Annotated in this window: 24 protein-coding genes and 1 riboswitch; of the genes, 4 read left to right on the forward strand and 20 right to left on the reverse strand. The window is 65.0% G+C overall.

Going from position 1 to position 21,718, the window contains the following annotated elements; genetic code table 11:
• Positions 1 to 55 precede the first annotated feature (55 nt).
• Complete coding sequence (locus tag ABEH27_RS22935) at positions 56 to 1,321, forward strand: outer membrane protein transport protein (RefSeq protein WP_346615755.1); 1,266 nt, start codon at positions 56 to 58, stop codon at positions 1,319 to 1,321.
• Between the two features lie 120 nt (positions 1,322 to 1,441).
• Here the strand turns inward: ABEH27_RS22935 and ABEH27_RS22940 are convergent, their stop codons facing one another.
• Entirely contained in the window at positions 1,442 to 2,371 is a 930-nt protein-coding gene (locus tag ABEH27_RS22940; protein ID WP_346615756.1) for a LysR family transcriptional regulator, read from the reverse strand.
• 114 nt (positions 2,372 to 2,485) lie between these two features.
• Between ABEH27_RS22940 and ABEH27_RS22945 the strand changes: the two genes are divergently transcribed.
• Positions 2,486 to 2,746: a DUF2798 domain-containing protein gene (locus ABEH27_RS22945; protein WP_346615757.1), complete on the forward strand. Its 261-nt coding sequence runs from the start codon at positions 2,486 to 2,488 to the stop codon at positions 2,744 to 2,746.
• 87 nt (positions 2,747 to 2,833) lie between these two features.
• Here the strand turns inward: ABEH27_RS22945 and ABEH27_RS22950 are convergent, their stop codons facing one another.
• From ABEH27_RS22950 to ABEH27_RS23025, 16 genes are all read right to left on the reverse strand, one after another.
• Positions 2,834 to 3,385 carry a glutathione peroxidase gene (locus ABEH27_RS22950; RefSeq protein ID WP_346615758.1) on the reverse strand — a complete coding sequence of 184 codons (552 nt, stop codon included), beginning with the start codon at positions 3,383 to 3,385 and terminating at the stop codon, positions 2,834 to 2,836.
• A gap of 46 nt (positions 3,386 to 3,431) precedes the next feature.
• Positions 3,432 to 3,554, reverse strand: a complete 123-nt coding sequence (locus tag ABEH27_RS22955) for a hypothetical protein (RefSeq protein WP_346615759.1) — start codon at positions 3,552 to 3,554, stop codon at positions 3,432 to 3,434.
• Positions 3,551 to 4,753 carry an MFS transporter gene (locus ABEH27_RS22960; protein ID WP_346615760.1) on the reverse strand — a complete coding sequence of 401 codons (1,203 nt, stop codon included), beginning with the start codon at positions 4,751 to 4,753 and terminating at the stop codon, positions 3,551 to 3,553. The genes ABEH27_RS22955 and ABEH27_RS22960 overlap by 4 nt, the downstream gene beginning before the upstream one ends.
• A 62-nt stretch (positions 4,754 to 4,815) precedes the next feature.
• Positions 4,816 to 5,220 (reverse strand): MarR family winged helix-turn-helix transcriptional regulator, encoded by a 405-nt coding sequence (locus ABEH27_RS22965; protein ID WP_346615761.1) that lies wholly within the window; start codon positions 5,218 to 5,220, stop codon positions 4,816 to 4,818.
• Positions 5,221 to 5,262: 42 nt separating this feature from the next.
• Positions 5,263 to 6,384 carry a cellulase family glycosylhydrolase gene (locus tag ABEH27_RS22970; protein ID WP_346615779.1) on the reverse strand — a complete coding sequence of 374 codons (1,122 nt, stop codon included), beginning with the start codon at positions 6,382 to 6,384 and terminating at the stop codon, positions 5,263 to 5,265.
• Between the two features lie 171 nt (positions 6,385 to 6,555).
• Positions 6,556 to 7,290, reverse strand: coding sequence for an adenosylcobinamide-GDP ribazoletransferase (locus ABEH27_RS22975; protein ID WP_346615762.1), 735 nt, complete (start codon positions 7,288 to 7,290; stop codon positions 6,556 to 6,558).
• A 1-nt stretch (position 7,291) separates the two neighbouring features.
• Positions 7,292 to 7,861: an alpha-ribazole phosphatase family protein gene (gene cobC / locus ABEH27_RS22980; RefSeq protein ID WP_346615763.1), complete on the reverse strand. Its 570-nt coding sequence runs from the start codon at positions 7,859 to 7,861 to the stop codon at positions 7,292 to 7,294.
• Entirely contained in the window at positions 7,858 to 8,913 is a 1,056-nt protein-coding gene (gene cobT, locus ABEH27_RS22985) for a nicotinate-nucleotide--dimethylbenzimidazole phosphoribosyltransferase (RefSeq protein ID WP_346615764.1), read from the reverse strand. Before cobT ends, cobC begins: the two co-directional genes overlap by 4 nt.
• A complete protein-coding gene (cobU, locus tag ABEH27_RS22990) occupies positions 8,910 to 9,431 on the reverse strand; it encodes a bifunctional adenosylcobinamide kinase/adenosylcobinamide-phosphate guanylyltransferase (RefSeq protein WP_346615765.1) in 522 nt (173 codons plus the stop codon). Before cobU ends, cobT begins: the two co-directional genes overlap by 4 nt.
• Before the next feature lies 1 nt (position 9,432).
• Entirely contained in the window at positions 9,433 to 10,887 is a 1,455-nt protein-coding gene (locus tag ABEH27_RS22995) for a cobyric acid synthase (RefSeq protein ID WP_346615766.1), read from the reverse strand.
• The gene (gene cobD, locus ABEH27_RS23000; RefSeq protein ID WP_346615767.1) at positions 10,884 to 11,876 is read right to left on the reverse strand and encodes a threonine-phosphate decarboxylase CobD; all 993 of its coding nucleotides are present in this window, start codon (positions 11,874 to 11,876) and stop codon (positions 10,884 to 10,886) included. The genes ABEH27_RS22995 and cobD overlap by 4 nt, the downstream gene beginning before the upstream one ends.
• On the reverse strand, positions 11,869 to 12,777 hold the full coding sequence (gene cbiB / locus ABEH27_RS23005) for an adenosylcobinamide-phosphate synthase CbiB (RefSeq protein ID WP_346615768.1): 909 nt from the start codon (positions 12,775 to 12,777) through the stop codon (positions 11,869 to 11,871). Before cbiB ends, cobD begins: the two co-directional genes overlap by 8 nt.
• Positions 12,774 to 13,424: a 5,6-dimethylbenzimidazole synthase gene (gene bluB, locus ABEH27_RS23010; RefSeq protein ID WP_346615769.1), complete on the reverse strand. Its 651-nt coding sequence runs from the start codon at positions 13,422 to 13,424 to the stop codon at positions 12,774 to 12,776. Before bluB ends, cbiB begins: the two co-directional genes overlap by 4 nt.
• On the reverse strand, positions 13,421 to 14,716 hold the full coding sequence (locus tag ABEH27_RS23015) for a cobyrinate a,c-diamide synthase (RefSeq protein WP_346615770.1): 1,296 nt from the start codon (positions 14,714 to 14,716) through the stop codon (positions 13,421 to 13,423). Before ABEH27_RS23015 ends, bluB begins: the two co-directional genes overlap by 4 nt.
• Positions 14,713 to 15,324, reverse strand: coding sequence for a cob(I)yrinic acid a,c-diamide adenosyltransferase (gene cobO, locus ABEH27_RS23020; RefSeq protein WP_346615771.1), 612 nt, complete (start codon positions 15,322 to 15,324; stop codon positions 14,713 to 14,715). The genes ABEH27_RS23015 and cobO overlap by 4 nt, the downstream gene beginning before the upstream one ends.
• A gap of 120 nt (positions 15,325 to 15,444) precedes the next feature.
• A riboswitch (cobalamin riboswitch) is annotated at positions 15,445 to 15,666 on the reverse strand.
• Between the two features lie 83 nt (positions 15,667 to 15,749).
• A complete protein-coding gene (locus ABEH27_RS23025; protein ID WP_346615772.1) occupies positions 15,750 to 16,808 on the reverse strand; it encodes a tartrate dehydrogenase in 1,059 nt (352 codons plus the stop codon).
• A gap of 124 nt (positions 16,809 to 16,932) precedes the next feature.
• Between ABEH27_RS23025 and ABEH27_RS23030 the strand changes: the two genes are divergently transcribed.
• Both ABEH27_RS23030 and ABEH27_RS23035 read left to right on the forward strand, forming a co-directional pair.
• Positions 16,933 to 17,850, forward strand: a complete 918-nt coding sequence (locus tag ABEH27_RS23030; protein ID WP_346615773.1) for a LysR family transcriptional regulator — start codon at positions 16,933 to 16,935, stop codon at positions 17,848 to 17,850.
• A gap of 58 nt (positions 17,851 to 17,908) precedes the next feature.
• Positions 17,909 to 19,225, forward strand: a complete 1,317-nt coding sequence (locus ABEH27_RS23035; protein WP_346615774.1) for a sorbosone dehydrogenase family protein — start codon at positions 17,909 to 17,911, stop codon at positions 19,223 to 19,225.
• A gap of 12 nt (positions 19,226 to 19,237) precedes the next feature.
• Here ABEH27_RS23035 and ABEH27_RS23040 read toward each other — a convergent pair whose 3' ends face one another.
• The 3 genes from ABEH27_RS23040 to hda form a co-directional block, all read right to left on the reverse strand.
• Positions 19,238 to 19,771, reverse strand: a complete 534-nt coding sequence (locus ABEH27_RS23040) for an NlpC/P60 family protein (protein ID WP_346615775.1) — start codon at positions 19,769 to 19,771, stop codon at positions 19,238 to 19,240.
• Between the two features lie 140 nt (positions 19,772 to 19,911).
• Complete coding sequence (locus ABEH27_RS23045; RefSeq protein WP_346615776.1) at positions 19,912 to 20,556, reverse strand: C40 family peptidase; 645 nt, start codon at positions 20,554 to 20,556, stop codon at positions 19,912 to 19,914.
• Positions 20,557 to 20,682: 126 nt separating this feature from the next.
• Positions 20,683 to 21,390, reverse strand: a complete 708-nt coding sequence (gene hda / locus ABEH27_RS23050; RefSeq protein WP_346615777.1) for a DnaA regulatory inactivator Hda — start codon at positions 21,388 to 21,390, stop codon at positions 20,683 to 20,685.
• Positions 21,391 to 21,718: the final 328 nt, after the last annotated feature.

Here is a 21,718-nt window from a genome sequence, read left to right on the forward strand (position 1 = left end):
GGCGCGTGATTTGTTGGTAGCTTTTCGCCCCGGAGATCCCAAGGAGTTTCTAATAATGAAAAAAGTAATGCTCAAAACCTCCCTCGGCTTAGCCGTTGCTTTCGCTTCCAGCCAACTGTTCGCTGCCGGCTTCGCACTCAACGAACAAAGCATCAGCAGCATGGGGACAGGTTTCGCGGGACGTTCTTCTTCTGCCGAAGATGCCAGCACCGTGTTTGGCAACCCAGCAGGCATGTCCCGCCTCAAGCGCGAGCAAATCACCGTGGGCGGCGCAGCCGTCATCGCCAAGTCTGATATCTCAGGCCCTGGCAGCAACCTCGGGGGGGAAACCGACGGTGACATGGTGCCTGTGGTCGGCGTACCGATGGGCTACTACGTGAAGCCTATCGATGATCACTGGAGTGTCGGTTTCGGCATCTACGTGCCCTTCGGCCTGGTCACCGACTACGGTAGCGACGATGCCGCGCGCTACTGGGGCAAGAAGAGCCACGTCGAGGTGGTCACCTTCCAGCCGACCATCAGCTACGCCTTCAATGACAAGGTTTCGATCGGTTTCGGCCCGACCATCAACCGTATCAAGGGCGAACTGGGTTCGAGCCTGATCAACCCGTTCACGCCTGGCCGCAACGATGGTGAAGTCAAGATCAAGGGTGACGATACCGCCGTTGGTTACAACATCGGTATCCTGGTACAGGCCACCGACAGCACCCGTGTCGGCCTGACCTACCATTCCATGGTCGACTACAAGCTCGAGGGCAAGACCCGCGTCAGCACCCCGCTGATCGGGCCATTCAACGGCAACAAGTTCGACGCCAGCCTGAAGATCAAGACGCCGGAATCGGTTGACCTTTCGGTCACCCATGAGCTCGATGACCAGTGGACCCTGTACGCAGGCAGCACCTGGACCCGCTGGAGCCGCCTGAAAGACATCACCGTGCAGAACGATGTACCGGCACCGCTGGCTGGCTCGGCGTTCCAGACCATCTCTGAAGAGCAGAACTGGCACGACACCTGGGCACACGCCATTGGCGCGTCCTACAAGGTGAACAAGGAATGGGTACTGCGCACAGGCTTCACCGTCGACCAGTCGCCAACCAACAACCACGACCGTTCACCCCGCATCCCTACCGGCGATCGCAAGGTGTTCAGCCTGGGTGCAGGTTGGAGCCCGAACGACGACATGACCATCGACGTGGCTTACTCCTACCTGTGGGAAGAAGACACCAAGGTCAACCAGGTCAGCGCCACCAAAGGCAGCTACCAGGCCAAGTACGAAAACAGCGCGCATGGTGTCGGTGCATCCCTCACCTACCGCTTCTGATTCGTATCGCTGCATGAAAGAAACCGCCCTCGAGGTAGTGCTTTTCACTTGAGATGCCAGGGCCGCTCTGCGGCCCCGCCATTCTCAAGTGACCAGCATTACGCCCGCGTGGCGGTTTTTTTACGCCTGGACCTGCCAGCTGTCACCCAGCGAATCGCGCAAATAGTCCATGAATGCACGCACCTTCGGCGTCATGGCGAAGCGGTCGGCCAGGCACAGGTAGATGTCCATCGGCTCGGTCTGGGCATACGCCTGGCGGTTGTCGCGGTATTCGAACAATGGCACCAGCGCACCGCAAGCCAGGTACGGCGTGACCATGAACTCCGCCAGCCGGGTGATGCCACCGTCGTTGAGCGCCATCTGGGTCAGGGCATCGATATCGTCACTGATCAATACCGAGCCGAACTCCGCCTCGAACCGCAGGCCGTCACGCATGAACCCCCAACGCAGGAAGCGGCCATCTACCGGGTAGCGGAACACCAGGCAGCGATGCTCGCGCAGCGCCTCGGGCGTGGCCGGCAAGCCTGCGCTCGCCAGGTAGCCGGGGGACGCGCAGCAGATGAATGGGATACGCGCGATATGCCGCGCCAGCAACTGATCCTCCAGTTGTGGGGCAATGCGCAGGCTGACGTCAATGTCCTCACGGGCGTGATTGACCCTTCGGTCGGTCGTTACCAACTCTATCGAAAGCAACGGGTAACGTGCGCTGAATGCAGGGATCAGCGGCGCCAGCACGTGGCGCCCGAATGCCGAAGTGGAGGCAATGCACAGCCGCCCCTGGGGCTCGCTATCGGGGGTGGTGACAGCCAGCTCGGCCTGGGCAAGGTCCCGCTCTACCAACCTGACCCGCTCGTAATAAAGCGAACCGGCAGGCGTCAACGCCATGCTGCGAGTGGTGCGGCTGAGCAGGCGCACTTGCAGGTGGCCTTCGAGGCGGGCGATGTTCTGACTGACCGCTGCCGGGCTGATCCCCAGGCTCCGCGCCCCGCCGGCAATACTGCCGGCCTCGACCACCTTGATGAAACTGCGGATGGTATTGAGCAAATCCATGCCGAGCCCTTTGATTCGTAAGAATCTCTTTATAAAGAACTCAGCATTGCCGGTCTACAGCCGTGGCCCACTGCATTGCTAACCTGCGCCTCCAGCCATTTTTCAGGAGTTCGCATGAGCAACCTGTCCCAAGCCCGCAGCCGGCGCAAACTACGCCCCAGTGCCACGCCCTATGTCTTTGCGTTCTACATGTCGTCAATCATGGCGCTGTTGATGTGCTTCGTGATCACTGCTGCCAATGCTGGCGTCAACCCGCAGTACCTGAACAACGTGCTCAAGGCGTACCAACTGGCCATGCCCGTGGCGTTCGTGTGCGTGCTGATGGTGAGGCCTGTGGTGTTGCGCCTGGTTGCACTGACCGTACACCCACACTGAAGAGAGCCGCGCCTTCCAGCGCGTAGGCCCATGGATGGGCCGTTGCTGGCGGCAAGGCGGTGGCGAGAAGCCCCAAAGCGGCGCTTCTCAAGGCTGCGAAGCGATAGCCTTCTCGATCGCCGCCCTGAACGCCGGATCATCCGGCTTGGTCAGGCTGGAGAAATTGCCGACCACCTTGCCCTTGCGATCCACCACATACTTGTAGAAATTCCACTTCGGCGCACTGCTCTGCTGCGCCAACTCCACGAACAGCGGCGTCGCATCCTTGCCCCGCACCGCCTGGGTCTTGGTCATGGTGAAGGTCACACCATAATTGGCGTAACAGACTTTGGCTGTCTTCTCGCTGTCAGCGTCTTCCTGCTTGAAATCATTAGATGGCACACCGAGCATTTCCAGCCCCTGCTCGTGGTACTCCTTGTAGGTACGCTCGAGCCCCTCGAACTGCGGCGCAAACCCGCAGTAGCTGGCGGTGTTGACCACCACCAACGGCTTGCCGGCAAAGCGCTGGCACAGGTCGACCTGTCCCTTGCCACGCAACTCGGGCAAGCTACCCTGCAACAACGCCGGGCAATCCGCAGCCCAGGCAGAGCTGGCGGCGAAGAGGGCCAGCAACGGCATTATCAACCTATGTGCACGCATCGTTCGGTTCTCCTGCAAGACATTCCTTGAACTTGCAGGGTAGCGCCTAACAAACGCCCATGCCCAGTTGCATCAACGCCATGCCGCCCTGGTGCCAGCCCCACCACGCCAACACCAGCAGCAGGGCGGCGGCGAGGGCCAGCAGGCCGCGGGCCAGGTAGCGCTTCATGCGGCCTGGGCCTGCAGGCGGGCGACCGGGCGTTCACTCACCGGCCAGTTGAGCGCCGCAGCCAACAGGCTCAGCAGGATCGAGATCTGCCAGACCAAGTCGTAGTTGCCGGTGCGGTCATACACCACCCCGCCCAACCAGCCGCCGAGGAAGGCGCCCAACTGGTGGAACAGGAAGACGATGCCGCCCAGCATCGATAGATTGCGCACACCGAACACGGAGGCCACGGTGCCATTGGTCAACGGCACGGTCGAGAGCCACAACAGGCCAATGGCGATACCGAACAGGTAGGCGCTGTACTGGGTGACCGGCGCCCAGAGGAACAACACGATCACCACTGCGCGCAGCAGGTACAACGCCGTCAGCAGGCGCGGCTTGGACATGCGCCCACCCAACCAGCCTGCCGTGTAGGTACCGACGATATTGAACAGCCCGACCAGCGCCAGCACGGTAGTGCCGGTCGTGGCCGGCAGGTGCTGGTCGACCAGGTAGGCCGGCAAATGCACACCGATGAACACCACCTGAAAGCCGCAGACGAAAAAGCCCAGGGCCAGCAGCCAGAACCCGGAGTGCGAGCAGGCTTCGTGCAGCGCTTGGCCCAGCGTCTGCTCGGCACCATGGCTGGGCAGCGGGCGGTCACGCAGCATACCGACAAAGGGCACGATCAAACCCACCAGCAGGCCAAGCACCAGCAAGGCGGCCGACCAGCCCAGCCACTCGATCAGGCCGAGGGTGCCGGGCAACATGGCGAACTGGCCAAACGAACCGGCCGCACTGGCGATACCCATGGCCATGCTGCGCTTTTCTGCCGGAACAGCCCGGCCGACCACGCCCAGAATGACCGAGAACGAAGTGCCCGACAGGCCGATGCCGATCAGCAGGCCGGCGCTGAGCGACAGCGACCAGGCCGAGTCGGCGGTGCTCATCAGCAGCAACCCGGCGGCATACAGAATGCCGCCAATGATGACCACCTTGGCAGCGCCGAAGCGATCGGCCAGCGCGCCGGCAAACGGCTGCGCCAGGCCCCAGATGAGGTTCTGCAGGGCGATGGCGAAGGCGAACACCTCGCGCCCCCAACCGAAATCGGCGCTCATCGGCGCCAGGAACAGGCCGAAGCCGTGCCGAACACCGAGTGACAACGCCAGGATCAGCGCCGCCCCTGTCAGTACCCACCCGCTGGTTCGCCAAACCGAAGTCATTGTCGTTATCTCCAGCACATCGCAAGGTTATACGGGTATATACCCGCTTATAATCGTAAGCATCACGCCAGTTGCCCCAGCAGACGCACCAGCTCGTCACGCTGCCCCTCACCCAGTTGCTCTACCAGCAGGCGCTGGGCCTGTTCCCAAGCCGGGTACGCCGCTTGCAGACGTTCTGCCCCAGCCGCCGTCAACAGCACCACGCGGTTGCGTTGATCGTCACCGTCGGCCAGCGCCACCAGGCCCTCGGCCTCGAGCACCCGCAGGTTGCGGCCCAGGGTGCTGCGCTCAAGGCCCATGGCTTCAGCCAGGCTGGTGATACTCGGGCGGTCGAGCCGCTGCAGATGGCGCAGCAGGGAAAACTGGGCGACATTGATGCCGAAGCCGACCAGGGCTTCGTCGTAATGCCGGCTCACCCCACGGGCGGCGCGACGCAGATGGGTGCAGATGCATTCACTGGTCAACATGGATACGTGTATATACCCGCGATATGGATGTTGCAAGAAGTTTCACTGGGCACTCTGGACCAACCGCCGCCGGATTGGCTCGAATTCGCTCGTCGCCTGGCGGGCCAGCGGGTCGGCTGCGCCCTTCTCAATAGCCTGCCAATAGCGCCAAGGGACCTTGGCCGACCCCAACTCGTAATCCATGCCATCCCAGCTGTCTTCACGAAAGCTGTAGAAGGCCCAGTGCAACTGATTGTGATCAAGCACCTTGAGCACGTCCTCCAGGTATTGCTGACAACCTGGCAACCGACGCATGCAGCCAAACTCGCCGACCACCAGCCGCGTGCTTGGGACCTTCATGGCCGCCAACCACGCCAGCGGCTGCTCCAGGTATTGCGCCACGCGCCGGCCATCCCACTGCTCGCTCTGCCCGGCGAAAGGTACAGTACCCGGATAGGCCAGCGGCTGTTTGCGGGTCATGTTCGGCGCGCTTGTGGCGGCGTAGGGCTCGTACATATGGATGCTGTAAAGCACACGATCGTCCTGCAACGGCTCAGGCCAATAGCTGAATGCATCGGCTGCAGCGTACCAGCCAGCGTCGACCATGACCGGAGTGACCTCATCCACTTCACGAACCGCCGAAAGCAGCTGGCGATACAACCCCGGCAGGTCGCGTGCACCGCCCTTCTCACGCTCATACCATCGCTGCATCAGAGGGGCAGCCGCATGCTCGGCAAGCCCGCCCTGCATTTCGGGTGCCGGTTCGTTGATCAGGTTGTAGGCGGCAATGGCCGGGTGCCCCTTCAGCTCGCGAGCCAGGTCACGCCAGAAGTCCGCAGCCTGCGACCAGTAGCGTTTGTCCTGCCACAAACGGTCATCGAACTGGCCATCGTTGTTCTGCGACCAGCGCATGCCTGGCAGGGACAAGGGCGTGATCACCACCTTCAGGCCTGCCTGGTGAGCGCGGTCGAGCACCGCGCGCAATTGCTCAAGGTCTGCCTTGGGCAAGCCCTGATAGTGGTCGGCATCGCCCAGCAGAAAATCGCGTTGCGCCGGCTGCCATTTGTCGTAGGAAAGCCGTACCCAGGTCGCGCCATAACCGCGCAAGGCCTCGAAGTAGGCCTGATCAGGGGGTAGCCGGTTGAAACTGTTGCCGCCGTGGCGCGGCGTGCCCCAGAAGTCGATAAGGTCGGCGGCGCTGGCCGACAATGAGTGCAGCCCGAGCAGACAGGCAAGGATCCAGTAATGCATGAAGGCCACCCCGGTCAGCATTTTCGAAGCGCCGAGCGTACGCCCCTTCTGTACGGGAATCAGTTACCCATGCTTTGCGGGATATTGCCGCCGCCCGTCAGCTGCTCAGAAAGCCAACGCCAGGGCCAACACGACCGCGAGCTCAAGCAACTCCAGGAGCGCCCCGGCCGTATCCCCGGTGGCCCCTCCCAGCCGCTGGCACATCAGCCGGCGCAGCCAGAGGAACACACCGATTGCCACAACCATGGGCCAGACAGCGCGCAGGCCACCCAGTAGCAGGCACAGCAGCATGCTACCCAGCAGCACCCAGCCCGCCGCGCGCCGCGGCAGGTGCTCGGCCAGTGCCTGCCCCAGTCCACCCGGGCGCACGTAGGGCGTCCCGAGGAACAGCCCCAGCATCGCCGCCCGCCCCACCACCGGCGCCAGTACCAATAGCGCCCCTGCACCGCGCTCGACCAGCACCCACAACGCACAGAACTTCAGCAGCAACACCAACACCAGGGTCACCACCGCAATTGGCCCGCTACGCGGATCCTTCATGATCTGCAGCGTACGCTCCCGGTCGCCGAACCCGCCCAGCCAGGCATCGGCGCTGTCGGCCAGGCCGTCCAGGTGCAGCGCTCCACTTAGCAGTACCCATAACGCCAGCAACAAGGCCGCATGCAACGGGGCGGGCGTGCCTTGCAGCAGGTGGCTGGCCAGCCACAGCAACACCCCGAACAGCAGGCCCACCAGTGGATAGCACAGCAGCGAGCGCCCCACTTCGCGCGGCTCGGGCATCCCCGGCAAGCGTACCGGCAGGCTGCTCAGGAACTGCAGGGCAATCCAGAACGGCAGCATCTCAGCGTACCTCTTCCACCAGCCCGTCTTCATTCATCAGCACGCGCAGCAACGCGCCGTGCCCCACTTCGACTTGCAGCAATTGCTCTTTCGGCAGGCCACGGGCGCGCGCCAACAGCAAGCGCATGACGCCGCCATGGGTGACCAGCAGTACCCGTTTGCCGGCATGCTGCTGGTACAGCCGAGCAACCGCAGCGAGCACGCGCTCGGCGAACGCACTCACAGGCTCGCCGGCAGGCGGTGTATAGCCGTAAGGGTCCGCCCAGAAACGCCCAAGTTCATCGGCCTGGGTTTGCATGATCTGCAAGGCGCTGCGCCCTTCCCATTCACCGAAATGCAGCTCCTGAAGGCCCGCCTCGCGCTGCACCGGCAAACCCAGGCGCGCCCCCAGCTCGTCGGCAAACCGCGCGCAGCGCTGCAAGGGCGAGCTGACCAGCACCTGCCAAGGCCCGCCCTCACGTACAGCACCGCGCATCTGCGCCCAGCCCTGTTCGGTCAAGGCGTCGTCAAGGCTGCCACGCAAGCCGCCGCCCTGTTCGGTTTCACCGTGGCGCAGCAGGTCGAGGATCATGCCGGGCGGTCCGCCACGGCCGCTTCGGCGAAGGTCGCCATCTGCCCGTGCAGCACACAGGCCAGGCGCATCAGCGGTACGGCCAGGGCGGCACCACTGCCCTCACCCAGGCGCAGGCCGAGGGCCAGCAGCGGCTCGGCCTGCAGCGCTTCAAGCAAGGCCTGGTGCCCTGGCTCGGCGCCCTGGTGGGCGAACAGCAGCCAGGCGCGGCAGTGCGGGTTGAGGCGCACTGCAACCAGCGCGGCGACGCTGCAGATGAAGCCATCAACCAACACGGCAATGCCCTGCTGCGCGCAGGCCAGGTAGGCCCCAGCCAGCGCAGCGATCTCGAAGCCGCCGACACAGCCCAGCGCCTGCAGCGGGTCGTCGGCGCGCAGGCCGTGCAGTACCAGGGCGCGCTCGATCACCTCAGCCTTGTGGCGCACGCCGGCAGCGTCCAGGCCAGTGCCCGGGCCGCTCAGGTCACCCGCCGGGCAGGCCAGCAGCGTGCTGGCCAGTGCCGCAGCTGCGGTGGTGTTGCCGATGCCCATCTCGCCGCCGATGAACAGCTGCGCGCCGTTAGCCGCGGCGCGCTGGGCGCTGTCGCGGCCGGCCTGCAGGGCGGCATGCAGTTGCGCGTCGGTCATCGCGGGTTGCCGGGCGAAGTTGGCGGTACCCGCGCCCAGGCGCAAATGGCGGACACCCGGCAGCTCGAGTGCCGGGTCGACGGTGCCCAGGTCGACCACTTCCAGGCTGGCTTGCAGCTGGCGCGCCAGCACGCTGATCGCCGCGCCGCCGCCGACGAAGTTGCGCAGCATCTGTCCGGTCACCGCTTGCGGGTAAGCCGAGACGCCCTCCTCGACCACGCCATGGTCACCGGCGAAAATAGTGATGGCGACCTGGTCCAGGGTCGGCCGCTCACGCCCTTGCAGGCCGGCCAGGTGCACGGCCAGGCCTTCCAGCTGGCCGAGCGATCCGGCAGGTTTGGTCAGCTGCTGCTGACGGGCGCGGGCCTGGTCCATGGCGGCGGTGTCGAGAGGTTGGCAGGCGTCACGCCACCAGGTCGGGTTCATAGTGCAGGTCCTTTGAGCATCAGGGGCAGGCCAGCGACGGTCAGTACCACCCGCTGGCAGCGTTCGGCGACGGCCTGGTGCAGCCAGCCGGCCTGGTCGACATAGCGCCGGGTCAGCTCGCCCATGGGCACCACGCCCAGGCCGGTTTCGTTGCTGACCAGGAGGATCGTGCCGGGCAGCTGCACAAGGCAGTCGAGCAGCGCGTCGCGTTCCTCGGCCAGGCGCTGCTCGTCTTCGAGCATCAGCAAGTTGGTCAGCCACAGGGTCAGGCAGTCCACCAGCAGGCAGCGCCCTTCGGCGGCCTCGGCGCGCAGCACGGCGGCCAGGGCCAGGGGTTCCTCGATCAGCCCCCAGTCGGTTGGCCGACGCTGGCGGTGCAGGCGCACGCGTTCGCTCATTTCGCCATCGAGCGGCTGGCTGGTGGCGATGTAGGTCACCGGCAGGCCGCTGTCGGCAGCCAGTCGTTCAGCCAGGCGGCTTTTGCCCGAGCGGGCGCCGCCAAGGATCAGGTTGAGCATGTCAGGCGACCCCACAGAGCTGGCGCAGGTGCGCGGTATCCAGGTGTTTTTCCACCAGGTCGGCCAGGCGCTCGATATCGCGCTCGCGCAGGGCCTCATAGTCGACCTGCTGCACGCCCTCCAGGCCCGCCCAGCGCAGCAGTGCGGCGCACGACTGGCTGCCTTCGAACAGGCCGTGCAGGTAGGTGGCAAGGATCTGCCCGTCGGCGCTGATGGCGCCATCGCTGCGGCCATCGGCCAACTGCACGGCCGGGCATTGCAGCGCAGGGCCGTGGGTGACACCGGCATGAATTTCGTACCCTGCCACGGCTGCTTGCTCAAGGCTCAACGCCCCGGCCACGTTGCGCAGTTGCTTCTCGGCTTCGAGGGTCGTGGTGTAATCGAGCAGCCCCAGGCCCGGGCTGGAGCCTGCAGCCCCTTCCAGGCCAAGCGGGTCGTGCACGTGGTGGCCGAGCATCTGCAGCCCACCGCAAATACCGATGAGCTTGCCGCCATAGCGCAGGTGCCGGGCGATGGCCGTGTCCCAGCCGCGCGCACGCAGTTGCGCCAGGTCGCCGCGCACGCTCTTGGAGCCCGGCAGGATGATCAGGTCGGCCGGCGGAATCGGCTGGCCAGGGCCGATGAACTGAAGGTCCACCTGCGGGTGCAGGCGCAGCGGGTCGAAGTCGGTGTGGTTGCTGATGCGCGGCAACACCGGAACGATCACCTTGAGCACGCGCTCATCCTTGGCCGCCTGGCGCACATCGATACCGTCTTCGGCCTCCAGGTGCAGGTCGGTGACATACGGCAGCACGCCCAGCACCGGTTTGCCGGTGCGCTGCTGCAGCCAGTCCAGGCCCGGCTGCAGCAAGGCGATGTCGCCACGGAAGCGGTTGATGACGAAGCCCTTGACCCGCGCCTGCTCGCTCGGCGACAGCAGTTCGAGGGTGCCGACCAGGTGGGCGAAAACCCCGCCCCGGTTGATGTCGGCCACCAGGATTACCGGGCAGTCGACCGCTTCGGCGAAGCCCATGTTGGCGATGTCACCGGCGCGCAGGTTGATCTCGGCGGGCGAGCCCGCCCCTTCGACCATCACCACCGGGTATTCGGCGCTCAGGCGCTGGTGTGACGCCAGTACCGCCTGCATGGCGATGGCTTTGTAGTCGTGATAGGCCACCGCATTCATGCTGGTGACTGCGCGGCCATGGATGATCACCTGGGCACCGGTGTCGCTGTTGGGCTTGAGCAGCACCGGGTTCATGTCGGTGTGCGGCGCCAGCCGGCAGGCCTGGGCCTGTACGGCCTGGGCACGGCCGATTTCGCCACCATCTGCGGTCACTGCGCTGTTGAGCGCCATGTTCTGCGGCTTGAACGGCACCACGGCCACGCCCTGGCGCAACAGCCAGCGGCACAGCGCGGTGACCAGCGTGCTCTTGCCGGCATCGGAGGTGGTGCCTTGCACCATGAGGGTGGTCATGCCGTTTCCTTCTGATAATCGGCCAGGGCTTGTGCCAGGCGCTGTTCATCGGCCCCGCTGGCGGGCAGGCCGAGGCGCACGGCTGGCGGGTACTCGAACAGGCGGACGAGGATGCCCCGGCGGGCGAGAAAGTCATGCAGGTGCGCGGCACGGTCGCTACGCACGTACTGGAACAGGTCGCAGCTGCCCGTAGGCGCAAGGCCGCTGCGTTCCAGAAGCACGGCCAACCGTTGGCTGGCCTGGGCGCAGCGTTCGATCTGCGCCGGGTGCGCTGCCTGGTCGGCGAAACAGGCCTGGGCCACTACTCGGGTCGGGCCGCTGACGGTCCACGGGCCAAGCAGATCAGCAAGGCGCTGTAGCAGTGGCAGTTCGGCTGCCACGCAGCCAAGCCGCACACCGGCCAGGCCGAAGAATTTGCCGAACGAGCGCAGCACGATCAGCCCGGGGCGCTCGGCACACTGCACCACGCTGTGTTCGGGGGTGTTGTCCATGAACGCTTCATCGACCACCAGCCAGCCGCCCCGCTCGGCCAGGCGGGCATGCCAGGCAAGCAGCTGCTCGCGGGGTATACGCCGGCCGGTGGGGTTGTTCGGGTTGACCAGCACCAGCACATCGAGGCTGTCGAGTGTGCCCTCGACCTGCGCTTCATCCAGCTCGATCAGCCGGTGGCCTGCCCGCTGCCAGGCCTGCGGATGCTCCGCGTAGCACGGCGACAGGACGCCAACCCGGCCCGTCGGGCGCAACTGCGGCAAGGCCTGGATCGCCGCCTGCGAGCCGGCCACTGCCAGCAACTGGCGAGCGCCGTAATAAGCACGTGCAGCAGCTTTGAGGCCATCCTCCGTTTCCGGCAGGCGGGCCCAGGCATCCACCGGGATCGGCGGGATCGGGTACGGCCAGGGCGCGATGCCGCTGGACAGGTCGAGCCAGGCCTCACGGGCAATGCCGTACTGCCGTACCGCCCGCAACAGGCGGCCTCCGTGCTCAAGCATTCAAGTACGCTCCCAGGCAAATCAGCAGCAACCACAGCCACACGCCACGTTGCACCAGGCTCCAGCCACGCTCGATAGCGTCGGCGTCGGCCATCGGCCCTTCGCCCAGACGCGGGCGCTCGTGCAACTCGCCGTGGTACACGGCCGGGCCGCCGAGCTCGACGCCCAGCGCCCCGGCACCTGCTGCCATCACCGGCCCGGCGTTAGGGCTGTCCCACAACGTCGCCTGTTTGCGCCAGCAGGCCAACGCCAGGCGGGCCTTGCCGAGCAGCGCGTAGGTCAGCGCCACCAGCCTGGCGGGCATATAGTTGAGCACATCGTCGATGCGCGCCGCGCACCAGCCAAAGCGCTCGAAACGTTCATTGCGATAGCCCCACATGGCGTCCAGGGTATTGCTCAGGCGGTACAGCACCACGCCCGGCGCACCGGCGATGATGAACCAGAACAGCGCGGCGAACACCGCATCGCTGCCGTTCTCCAGCACCGATTCGGTGGCGGCTCGGGCCACAGCGGGTTCATCGAGCTCGCGGGTTTCGCGGCTGACCAGATAGCCCACACGCCGCCGTGCTTCTTCCAGGTCGCCCTGGCGCAGGGCACTGGCAACTGGCAGCACGTGCTCGCCCAGGCTGCGCAGGCCCAGCGCGCAATACAGCGCCAGCACGTCCACCAGCCAGCCCACATAGGGCAGCCAGGACAGGATCAGCGCGACCAGCGTCAAGGGCACCACGGCCAGGAACCAGGCACTCACGCCGTGGCTGCGCCAGCCTCGCCCACCAGCATTCAGGCGCCGCTCCAGGCCCGATGCCAGGTTGCCAAAGGCCACCAGCGGGTGGCGCCGCTGCGGCTCGCCCAGCAACGCATCCAGGGCCACCCCGGCCACGGTCAGCAAGGCCACGCTCATTGGCGCTCTCCCCATTGGTTCTCGAACAGCATGTCACTCAAGGGCCGCTCTTCGGCCCAGTTTTCCATCACCAACATGGGTGCCGGATAAAATTCGGTTACCGGCCCAAGGCACAGTACCGCGACCGGCTTGGCGCCGGCCGGCATGCCCAGCAGCTCGGCCAGTGCCTGGGGCTCGAACAGCGAAACCCAGCCCATGCCAAGGCCTTCGGCACGGGCCGCCAGCCAGAGGTTCTGAATCGCGCAGGCCAGCGAGGCCAGGTCCATTTCCGGTAAGGTTCGGCGGCCGAAAATGTGTGGCTCACGGTTGTCCATCAACGCCGCCACCCACAGTTCGGCGCAATCGTTGATGCCTTCGACCTTGAGCTTCATGAAGGCGTCGGTACGCTCGCCCAAGGCCTCGGCCGTGCGCAACCGCTCCTGCTCTACCAGCGCCTTGATGCGCCCGCGCAGTTCGCCCTGCGTGATGCGAACGAAGCGCCACGGCTGCATCAGGCCAACGCTGGGGGCCTGATGCGCGGCGCCGAGCAGGCGGCCGAGCACCTCGGGGGCCACCGTGCCGCCGGCAAAGTGGCGCATGTCGCGACGCTCGCCGATGGCCCGGTAGACCGCGGCGCGCTCGGCATCACTGAAGGCGTGTTCGCTCATGGCCGCAACAGCGCCGCCGCCGCCTCGGGGTTGGACGGGAAATAAAAGTGCACGTAAGACGCAGTGAGCCGGCCCAGGCGGTAGACCGCTTCGTTACCGCGCCCACCATTGGGGCTCAGGCCCCGGGCAATCGGTTCCAGCGCGGTGCTGGTCAGCGAGTGGTGGTAGGTATGCCCGCGCAGGGTACCCTCGGGCAGCTCGACGGCCTGCAGGGCAAGCGCTGCCAGGCGTTTCTGCATGGTCGCCTCGCCCGGCAGCAGGCCGAGCAGCGCAGCACGTTCACCGGCAACGTCGGTCAAGGCATCGAGCAGGTAGAGCATGCCGCCGCATTCGGCCAGCAGGGGCTTGCCCGCGGCGTGATGGGCACGGATGGCTTCGGTCATCGGCGCGTTGGCAGCCAGGGCATGGTGATGCAGCTCGGGATAGCCGCCCGGCAGGTACAAACTGTCCACATCGGGCAGCGCCTGATCGTGCACAGGCGAGAAGAATGTCAGCTGGGCGCCCAGATCGCGCAGCAGGTCGAGGTTGGCGCCATAGGTGAAGGCAAACGCTTCGTCCTTCGCCACGCCGATGCGCACGCCAGCCAGCGACGCGGCGCAGGGCTGCGGCGAGGGTTCGGCGAAGGCCACCGGCGGCGGCAATGCTGCATCGCAGCTGCTGCCCAGGGCTTGGGCGGCAGCGTCCAGGCGCGCATCCAGGTCATTCAGCTCACTGGCCTGCACCAACCCCAGGTGGCGGCTGGGCAGCTCGATGCCGCGCTCGCGCGACAGCCCGCCGTACCAGCGCAGCCCCTCGGTAAGGCTGCCTTCAAGCAGTTGCGCATGGCGCAGGCTGCCCACCCGGTTGGCCAGCACACCGGCGAACGGCAGGTCGGCCTGGTAGCGCGCCAGGCCCAAGGCCAGGGCGCCAAAGGTCTGGGCCATGGCAGTGCCATCGATCACCGCCAGCACCGGTACGCCGAAGTGGCGGGCCAGGTCGGCGCTGGACGGGGTACCGTCGAACAGCCCCATGACCCCCTCGATCAGGATCAGGTCAGCCTCGCCCGCCGCTTCCCACAGCAGGCGGCGGCTCTCTTCGGCGCCGATCATCCACAGGTCGAGCTGGTACACCGGCGCACCGCTGGCGCGCTCGAGGATCATCGGGTCGAGAAAATCAGGCCCGCACTTGAACACCCGGACTTTACGCCCGAGGTTGCGGTGCAGGCGGGCCAGGGCCGCAGTCACGGTGGTCTTGCCCTGGCCAGAAGCCGGGGCCGCGATCAGTACGGCCGGGCAGTGTCGCGTGTGGCTCACAGTTCGACGCCCTTCTGCGCGCGGATGCCCGCCTGGAACGCATGCTTGAGCATGCCCATCTCGGTGACCGTGTCGGCCAGCTCGATCATTTCCGGCTTGGCCGCGCGGCCCGTGACGATCACATGCTGCATGGGGGGACGCGCCTGGATGTCGCAGAGCACCTGGTCGAGGTCGAGGTAGCCATGCTTGAGCGCGATGTTCAGTTCATCGAGCACCACAAACTGCACGGACGGGTCTTGCAGCAATTGGCGCGAAACCGTCCAAGCCGCTTCGGCGGCGGCGATGTCGCGCTGACGATCCTGGGTTTCCCAGGTAAAGCCCTCGCCCATCACGTGGTAGCGCACCTGCTCGGGGAAGCGCCGGAAGAACAGCTCCTCGCCGGTGCTGTTGCGGCCCTTGATGAACTGCACCACGCCGCACTGCATGCCATGGCCCAAAGCGCGCGCGAGCATGCCGAAGGCCGAGCTGCTCTTGCCCTTGCCGTTGCCGGTAAGTACCAGCAACAGGCCGCATTCGTTTGGGGAATTGGCGATGCGCTCGTCGATGACTGCCTTCTTGCGCTGCATGCGCGCCAGGTGGCGTTCGTCGCGGTCGGTGAGTTCGCTCATGGGGGTACTCCGCAGGCTGACGCCACGCGAAGAAGCGGCGACAGGTCGATAGACAGGCAGGCGGAGAGCGCGCAGGAGCCGTGGCCAGACGCCACGGTGCACCGCGCATCACCCTCCGTGATGCCGTTGGCAGTGACAGGCCGGTCTCCGGGCTTGTGAGCGGGCGTCGGCCCGGCCTGCGCGCCTTCCCGGATGCTGGCATCCAGTGGCCCTGCGCGGCCTTTGACTCACCTACCGTTGCGGGGGCAGCGCCGGACTCGCGCCCTTTATGGCGCCCACCGGCTTCCCAGTTTCACCCCACCCAGACAAGGCTGGCAGGGCACCTGAAACACGCGCGAAGGTTAGAGGGTTGAATGGGGAGCGTCAATCGAACGGGGGTGATTTCACAAAGCCCATCGCCGGTTGCCGACGATGGGCTTTGAGCTTTAGCGACGAATCAGCGCCAACACTGCATCGGTCACTTCACGGGTGGTGGCCTTGCCGCCCAGGTCAGGCGTGTGCAGGCCACTTTCGGTGACCGCTTCGATCGCGGCCATCAGCTCGCGCGCGGCAGCGTGTTCGCCCAGATGCTCAAGCATCATCACCGCGGTCCAGAAGGTAGCGATGGGGTTGGCCACGCCCTTGCCGGTGATATCGAACGCCGAGCCATGGATGGGCTCGAACATCGACGGGAAGTCACGGCCGGGGTTGAGGTTGGCGGTGGGCGCGATGCCCAGGCTGCCGGACAGCGCAGCAGCCAGGTCGGACAGGATGTCGGCATGCAGGTTGGTGGCCACCACCACATCCAGCTGCTCGGGCTTGAGCACCATGGTCGTGGTCACGGCGTCCACCAGCTCGCGGGTGGTGCGCACATCGGGGTAATCCTTGGCCACCTCCTCGAACACCTCGTCCCACAGCACCATGCCATGGCGCTGCGCGTTGGACTTGGTTACCAGGGTCAGGTGTTTTGCCGGGCGAGTGCGGGCCAGCTCGAAAGCGAAGCGGTGGATGCGCTCGACGCCAACGCGGGTGAAGGTCGAGACCTCGGTGGCCACTTCGATCGGCAAGCCCTGGTGGACACGGCCGCCACTGCCGGAGTATTCCCCTTCGGAGTTCTCCCGCACGATCACCCAGTCAATTGCCTTGCCCTTGGCCAGCGGGCTGGTCACCCCTGGCAACACGCGGGCCGGGCGTACATTGGCGAACTGATCGAAGCCCTGGCAGATCGGCAGGCGCAGGCCCCACAGCGACACATGGTCCGGTACTTCCTGGCTGCCCACGGCGCCGAAGAAGATGGCATCGAAGGTTTTCAGCCTTTCCAGGCCGCCCTCGGGAATGTATTGGCCTTCGCGCAGGTAACGCTCCGAGCCCCAATCGAAATGCTCGAAATCGATGCCGAAACTACCGCGCTTGGCAGCCAGTGCCTGCAGTACCTCGACACCCGCGGCGATCACCTCGACACCAATGCCATCACCCGGAATTGCCGCGATCTTGTAGTTGCTCATGCCTCGACTCCCATGCTTGTTGTGGCCCGCCGGGCTTGTGCTGGCGGGTATGAGCCGAGTATATGTAGTGAACCCAGGGCAGCAGTTAACCCTGAATTACCTCTTAAGTAACCATGGGTTAATGATGAATCCAACACAGGACCTGGGCTTCTTTCACCTCCTGGCCAAGCAAGGCAGCCTGGCAGCCACCGCACGCGAGCTAGGCGTCACGCCGCCGGCGGTGAGCAAGCGCCTGGCAGCACTGGAGGCACGCCTGGGCGTGCGCCTGGTCAACCGCACCACCCGCTCCATGAGCCTGACCGCCGAGGGCGAGCTGTACTTCGCTCACGCCGCGCGCATCCTCGTCCAGGTCGATGAAGTGGAACAATTGATCGGCCGCCACCGCGCCGAGCCCAAGGGCTTGATCCGGGTGAACGCCTCGCTGGGTTTTGGCCGCCGCTACATCGGCCCGGCCCTGGCCGACTTCTACGCGCGCTACCCGGACATCGAGGTGCAGCTGGAAATCAGCGACCACCCGCTGGACTTGGCCAGCCACGGCTTCGACCTGGGGATTCGCTTCGGCAGCCTGCCGGACGCCTCTTTCCATGCCCGCAAGATCGCGTCCAACCGCCGCCTGCTGTGCGCTTCACCGCTGTACCTGGAAAAGCACGGCACACCGCTGAAACTGACGGACCTGGCCCAGCACAACTGCATTTTCCTGCGCCAGAATGAATCGCCCTATGGCGTGTGGAGCTTCACCAACGGCGGGCGCACGCAGAACATCAAGGTGCAGGGTGCACTGAGCTGCAACGACGGTGAGGTGGCACTGAACTGGGCGCTGCATGGCCATGGCATCTTGCTGCGCGCCGAGTGGGACATTGCCCGCTACGTGCGTAGCGGGCGTTTGCGGCTGTTGCTGGAAGATCAGACGCCAACCCGTGCTGACGTCTACGCGGTGTACCCGCAGCAGCTGCACCTGTCGGCGCGGGTGCGCAGGCTGATCGACTTTTTGATCGAGCGTTTCGAGCGCATCGACCACCTGGACCTTGAAGAAGTTGGATGAACTGGCATGCCTGGCCGCGCTCTGAATACTGAGAGACCTACTCAGGAGCGCGGCGTCCATGAATCGCATCGGCATTCTCTTACCCTGGGCGCTGGGCGCCTTTCTGGCGGGATGTGGCGACACCGCATTACTGGGTGTCGATGCAGGCAGCGGGCCTGCACCGCAATTGCCTGCGCCAAATCCGACACTGATCCCGACCGTCAACATCGCACCCGCCATCGGCTGGCCTAGCGGCGGCAAGCCCAAGGCTGCAGCGGGCACGCAAGTGGCGGCCTTCGCCGACAAACTCGATCATCCGCGCTGGCTGTATGTGCTGCCCAATGGCGACGTGCTGGTCGCCGAGACCAACGCCCCGCCCAAGCCCGAGGATGGCAAGGGCATCCGCGGCTGGGTGATGGGCAAGGCGATGAAGCGCGCAGGCGCCGGGGTGCCTAGCGCCAACCGCATCACGTTGCTGCGGGATGCCGACCATGACGGCGTTGCCGAGCTGCGCTCGACCTTTATCGAGGGGCTCAACTCACCGTTCGGCATGGCTTTGGTGGGCAATAACTTCTATGTCGCCGACACCGACCGACTGCTGCGTTTCAAGTACTCGCCAGGGGCCACGCAGATTCGCGAGCCCGGCAAGGCAGTTGTCGATTTGCCCGGCGGGACGCTCAACCACCACTGGACCAAGAACGTGATTGCCAGCGCTGATGGCAAGAAGCTGTATGTGACCGTGGGCTCGAACAGCAATGTCGGCGAGAACGGCCTGGACCAGGAGCAGGGTCGCGCGGCGATCTGGGAAGTCGATGCCGCCAGCGGCACGCACAGGATTTTTGCCTCAGGCTTGCGCAACCCCAACGGCCTGGCCTGGGAGCCGCATACGGGCGCCTTGTGGACAGCGGTCAACGAGCGTGACGAGATTGGCAGTGACCTGGTGCCGGACTACATCACCTCGGTCAAGGATGGCGGATTCTATGGGTGGCCTTACAGCTACTACGGGCAGCATGTCGATGAACGCGTCAAACCGCAGGATCCGCAGAAAGTAGCCCGCGCGTTGGTGCCAGATTATGCAGTAGGCCCACATACCGCCTCGTTGGGGCTGGCGTTCGCGCAACCTGGCGTGCTGCCACCGCCGTTTGATCACGGCGCGTTGGTCGGCCAGCATGGTTCGTGGAACCGCAAACCGCACAGCGGCTACAAGGTCATCCTGGTACCGTTCGACCGCGCCGGTAAACCTACGGCGAAGCCGGTCGACCTGCTCACAGGCTTTCTCGACAGCGATGGCAGGGCCATGGGGCGACCGGTCGGGGTCGTCAACGACCAGCGCGGCGGCGTGCTGGTGGCGGACGATGTCGGTAACGTGGTGTGGCGGGTCAGCAAGGCGCCGTAGCGCCTGGCTTGATCAAGGGTTCTGCGCCAAGTGGCCTTGGGGAATAACCCGTTTGGCCTGCAGGTAGGCCTTGGACCAATAGCTGTTGGAGAGGTAGTCCAGGCGCACCGTGCCGCCAGTGGATGGCGCATGCACAAAGCGCCCCTCACCCACATAGATACCGGCGTGGCTGACCTGCGAGCCACCGCTGGTGGCAAAGAACACCAAGTCACCGGATTGCAGCGCCTTCATATCCACGGTGGGTGCACGCATGACGATCATCTCCCGCGTCGAGCGCGGCAGGCTGATACCGGCGGCATCGCGGTAGACATAGCCGATCAGGCCGCTGCAATCGAAACCGGAATCCGGCGTGTTGCCCCCCCAACGGTACGGCGTACCGACCAGGCCGATCGCGCGGATCAGCACGTCATCGGCAATGGGCGAACCATCGGGCTGGCTGTAGGTGATCTTGGGTTGCACAACCGGTGCCGGTGCAGGCGCACGGCTGGAGCAGGCGGCAAGCAATGCCACCAGGGAAAGGAATGCGAAGCGCGCCATCATCTTCATGGCCAGAACATCCTGTCTGAGACCGCAGGCCGCAGCCGAAAAGTGTTGAGAATTTAGATTAGACGCTTTCTGTAAATGCGCACGGCGGCGAGCTTTTTTTATCAAGCATCGCCGCCGCGGCAAGATACATCATTTTGATATCAGTTGCGCGCGATATTGGTAGTCGGCGCCATGGCCAAGGCACGCTTGGCTTCAATGAAGGTCTTGCTCCAGTAGCGGTCACCGAGGTTGTCGATGCGCACACCACCGCTGCGGCGGCTGCTGGAGTGGATGAACTGATTGTCACCCAGGTAGATGCCGGCATGGCTGACCCGGCCACGGCCATTGGTGCTGAAGAACAGCAAGTCGCCTGGCTTGAGCTTGTTGCGGGCTACCTTGGGTGCATCGACGTTGATCATTTCGCGGGTCGAACGCGGCAGGTTCATGCCGGCCTCTTCACGGAACAGATAACCGATGAAGCCACTGCAGTCGAAGCCGGAGGCCTCCGAGGTACCACCGAAGCGGTAGCGGGTGCCGATCAGCGACATGCCGCGCTCGAGAATGCTGTCTGCCAGCACTGGCAGTTGGTAAGGCTTGCTGCCGCTGGAGAACGCTTGCAGATCATCTTCGGTGGCCAGTTCTTCCTGTTCGCCGAAGACGGAGGAAGCCGAAGCTTTGGCCTTGGTCACCGATTGCGAGGCAACCGGGGTGTGATCCTGGGGCTGGGAAACCGGGCTTTGTGCCGCACAGCCAATCAACAGGGTCACGAGTGCGAGGGGCACGAGGGGTGCGAAGCGCTTTAGCATGGGCACGACCGTGTCTGTAATCCTTTAGAAGGGGGAAACTATGCCTTCTATCGGGACCATTTGCAAATTTTATCGAAAAAGATGTGACTTTTTCGTTTTGCCGCTCAAAGCCCCGTATTTACGGGCTTACCAGCCGAGTGTTTCCTTCAGGAACGGGATGGTCAATTTGCGTTGCGCCTGCAACGAAGCCTGGTCGAGGCGTTCAAGCAGGTCGAACAGCGCACTCATGCTGCGGGTGCCACGGGTGAGGATGAAGTGGCCGACCTCGTCGGTCAGGTGCAGGCCGCGGCGCGAGGCACGCAGCTGCAGGGCGCGGAGCTTGTCTTCATCGGACAGGCCGCGCATCTGGAAGACCAGCGCGAGGGTCAGGCGCGATTTGAGGTCAGGAAGTTTGATGGGCAGTTCGCGGGGGGACGCCGAGGCGGCCAGCAGCAGGCGCCGGCCGCTGTCGCGCAGGCGGTTGAACAGGTGGAACATCGCCTCTTCCCAATCGGCCTTGCCGGCGATCACGTGCAAGTCGTCGATGCACACCAGCTCGTACTGCGCCAGGTAGTCGAGCAGCCCGACGCCCCGGTCAAGCAGTTGCGCCAGGGGCAGGTACACGGCGGCTTCGCCGCGCTGCTGGAAGCGGTGCGTCGCGGCCTGCAACAGGTGACTGCGGCCGACACCCTGCTTGCCCCACAGGTAGATGAGGCTCTCGGTCCAGCCGGCGTCGGCTTCGCATAGCCGCTCGACGTAGCCCAATGCCGCAGCATTGGCGCCCGGATAGTAGTTGATGAAGGTGGCGTCATCGCGCAGGCGCACACCCAGGGGCAACTGGATCGGTGGTTTCATGCTCGCGGGCGGTCGGGAGGACCACAGGGGGCCTAGGGTGATCGGTGTGCAAAGTCTATACCTGCATTGCAGGGTACACAATCACGTAGGCGGATAGCCCAAGTAAAATCAATAAGTTGCAGAGCAAAAACACATGCTTGGCTTTGGCTGTGGCTGTGGCTTTTGATCTTGCTTTCTATACGCGAAGGTCCAGACGACACAGATTGCGACTTCAGGAGGCCGAGCGGAGGTCTTGCGGAGGGAGGTGACGGGCAGGATGCCCGGCAAGCGCTTCGGCCCATGGATGGGCCGTGGGCGCGGTCCTCCCGGGAGCAAGGCCGGAGCGAGG

The organism is Pseudomonas sp. P39-UII1 (assembly GCF_039672635.1).
Taxonomy (GTDB): domain Bacteria; phylum Pseudomonadota; class Gammaproteobacteria; order Pseudomonadales; family Pseudomonadaceae; genus Aquipseudomonas.

Coding starts and splice junctions, on each gene's coding strand:
- ABEH27_RS22955 (WP_346615759.1), bottom strand. CDS start 3,554: ATGAAGCGCTACCTGGCCCGCGGCCTGCTGGCCCTCGCCGCCGCCCTG.
- ABEH27_RS22940 (WP_346615756.1), bottom strand. CDS start 2,371: ATGGATTTGCTCAATACCATCCGCAGTTTCATCAAGGTGGTCGAGGCC.
- cobC (WP_346615763.1), bottom strand. CDS start 7,861: ATGATCCTCGACCTGCTGCGCCACGGTGAAACCGAACAGGGCGGCGGC.
- ABEH27_RS22945 (WP_346615757.1), top strand. CDS start 2,486: ATGAGCAACCTGTCCCAAGCCCGCAGCCGGCGCAAACTACGCCCCAGT.
- ABEH27_RS23045 (WP_346615776.1), bottom strand. CDS start 20,556: ATGCTAAAGCGCTTCGCACCCCTCGTGCCCCTCGCACTCGTGACCCTG.
- ABEH27_RS23030 (WP_346615773.1), top strand. CDS start 16,933: ATGAATCCAACACAGGACCTGGGCTTCTTTCACCTCCTGGCCAAGCAA.
- ABEH27_RS22965 (WP_346615761.1), bottom strand. CDS start 5,220: ATGTTGACCAGTGAATGCATCTGCACCCATCTGCGTCGCGCCGCCCGT.
- hda (WP_346615777.1), bottom strand. CDS start 21,390: ATGAAACCACCGATCCAGTTGCCCCTGGGTGTGCGCCTGCGCGATGAC.
- ABEH27_RS23025 (WP_346615772.1), bottom strand. CDS start 16,808: ATGAGCAACTACAAGATCGCGGCAATTCCGGGTGATGGCATTGGTGTC.
- ABEH27_RS22935 (WP_346615755.1), top strand. CDS start 56: ATGAAAAAAGTAATGCTCAAAACCTCCCTCGGCTTAGCCGTTGCTTTC.
- cobO (WP_346615771.1), bottom strand. CDS start 15,324: ATGAGCGAACTCACCGACCGCGACGAACGCCACCTGGCGCGCATGCAG.
- ABEH27_RS22950 (WP_346615758.1), bottom strand. CDS start 3,385: ATGCGTGCACATAGGTTGATAATGCCGTTGCTGGCCCTCTTCGCCGCC.
- ABEH27_RS23040 (WP_346615775.1), bottom strand. CDS start 19,771: ATGAAGATGATGGCGCGCTTCGCATTCCTTTCCCTGGTGGCATTGCTT.
- ABEH27_RS22960 (WP_346615760.1), bottom strand. CDS start 4,753: ATGACTTCGGTTTGGCGAACCAGCGGGTGGGTACTGACAGGGGCGGCG.
- ABEH27_RS22975 (WP_346615762.1), bottom strand. CDS start 7,290: ATGCTGCCGTTCTGGATTGCCCTGCAGTTCCTGAGCAGCCTGCCGGTA.
- bluB (WP_346615769.1), bottom strand. CDS start 13,424: ATGAGCGAACACGCCTTCAGTGATGCCGAGCGCGCCGCGGTCTACCGG.
- ABEH27_RS22995 (WP_346615766.1), bottom strand. CDS start 10,887: ATGACCACCCTCATGGTGCAAGGCACCACCTCCGATGCCGGCAAGAGC.
- cobT (WP_346615764.1), bottom strand. CDS start 8,913: ATGAACCCGACCTGGTGGCGTGACGCCTGCCAACCTCTCGACACCGCC.
- cobU (WP_346615765.1), bottom strand. CDS start 9,431: ATGCTCAACCTGATCCTTGGCGGCGCCCGCTCGGGCAAAAGCCGCCTG.
- cobD (WP_346615767.1), bottom strand. CDS start 11,876: ATGCTTGAGCACGGAGGCCGCCTGTTGCGGGCGGTACGGCAGTACGGC.
- ABEH27_RS23035 (WP_346615774.1), top strand. CDS start 17,909: ATGAATCGCATCGGCATTCTCTTACCCTGGGCGCTGGGCGCCTTTCTG.
- cbiB (WP_346615768.1), bottom strand. CDS start 12,777: ATGAGCGTGGCCTTGCTGACCGTGGCCGGGGTGGCCCTGGATGCGTTG.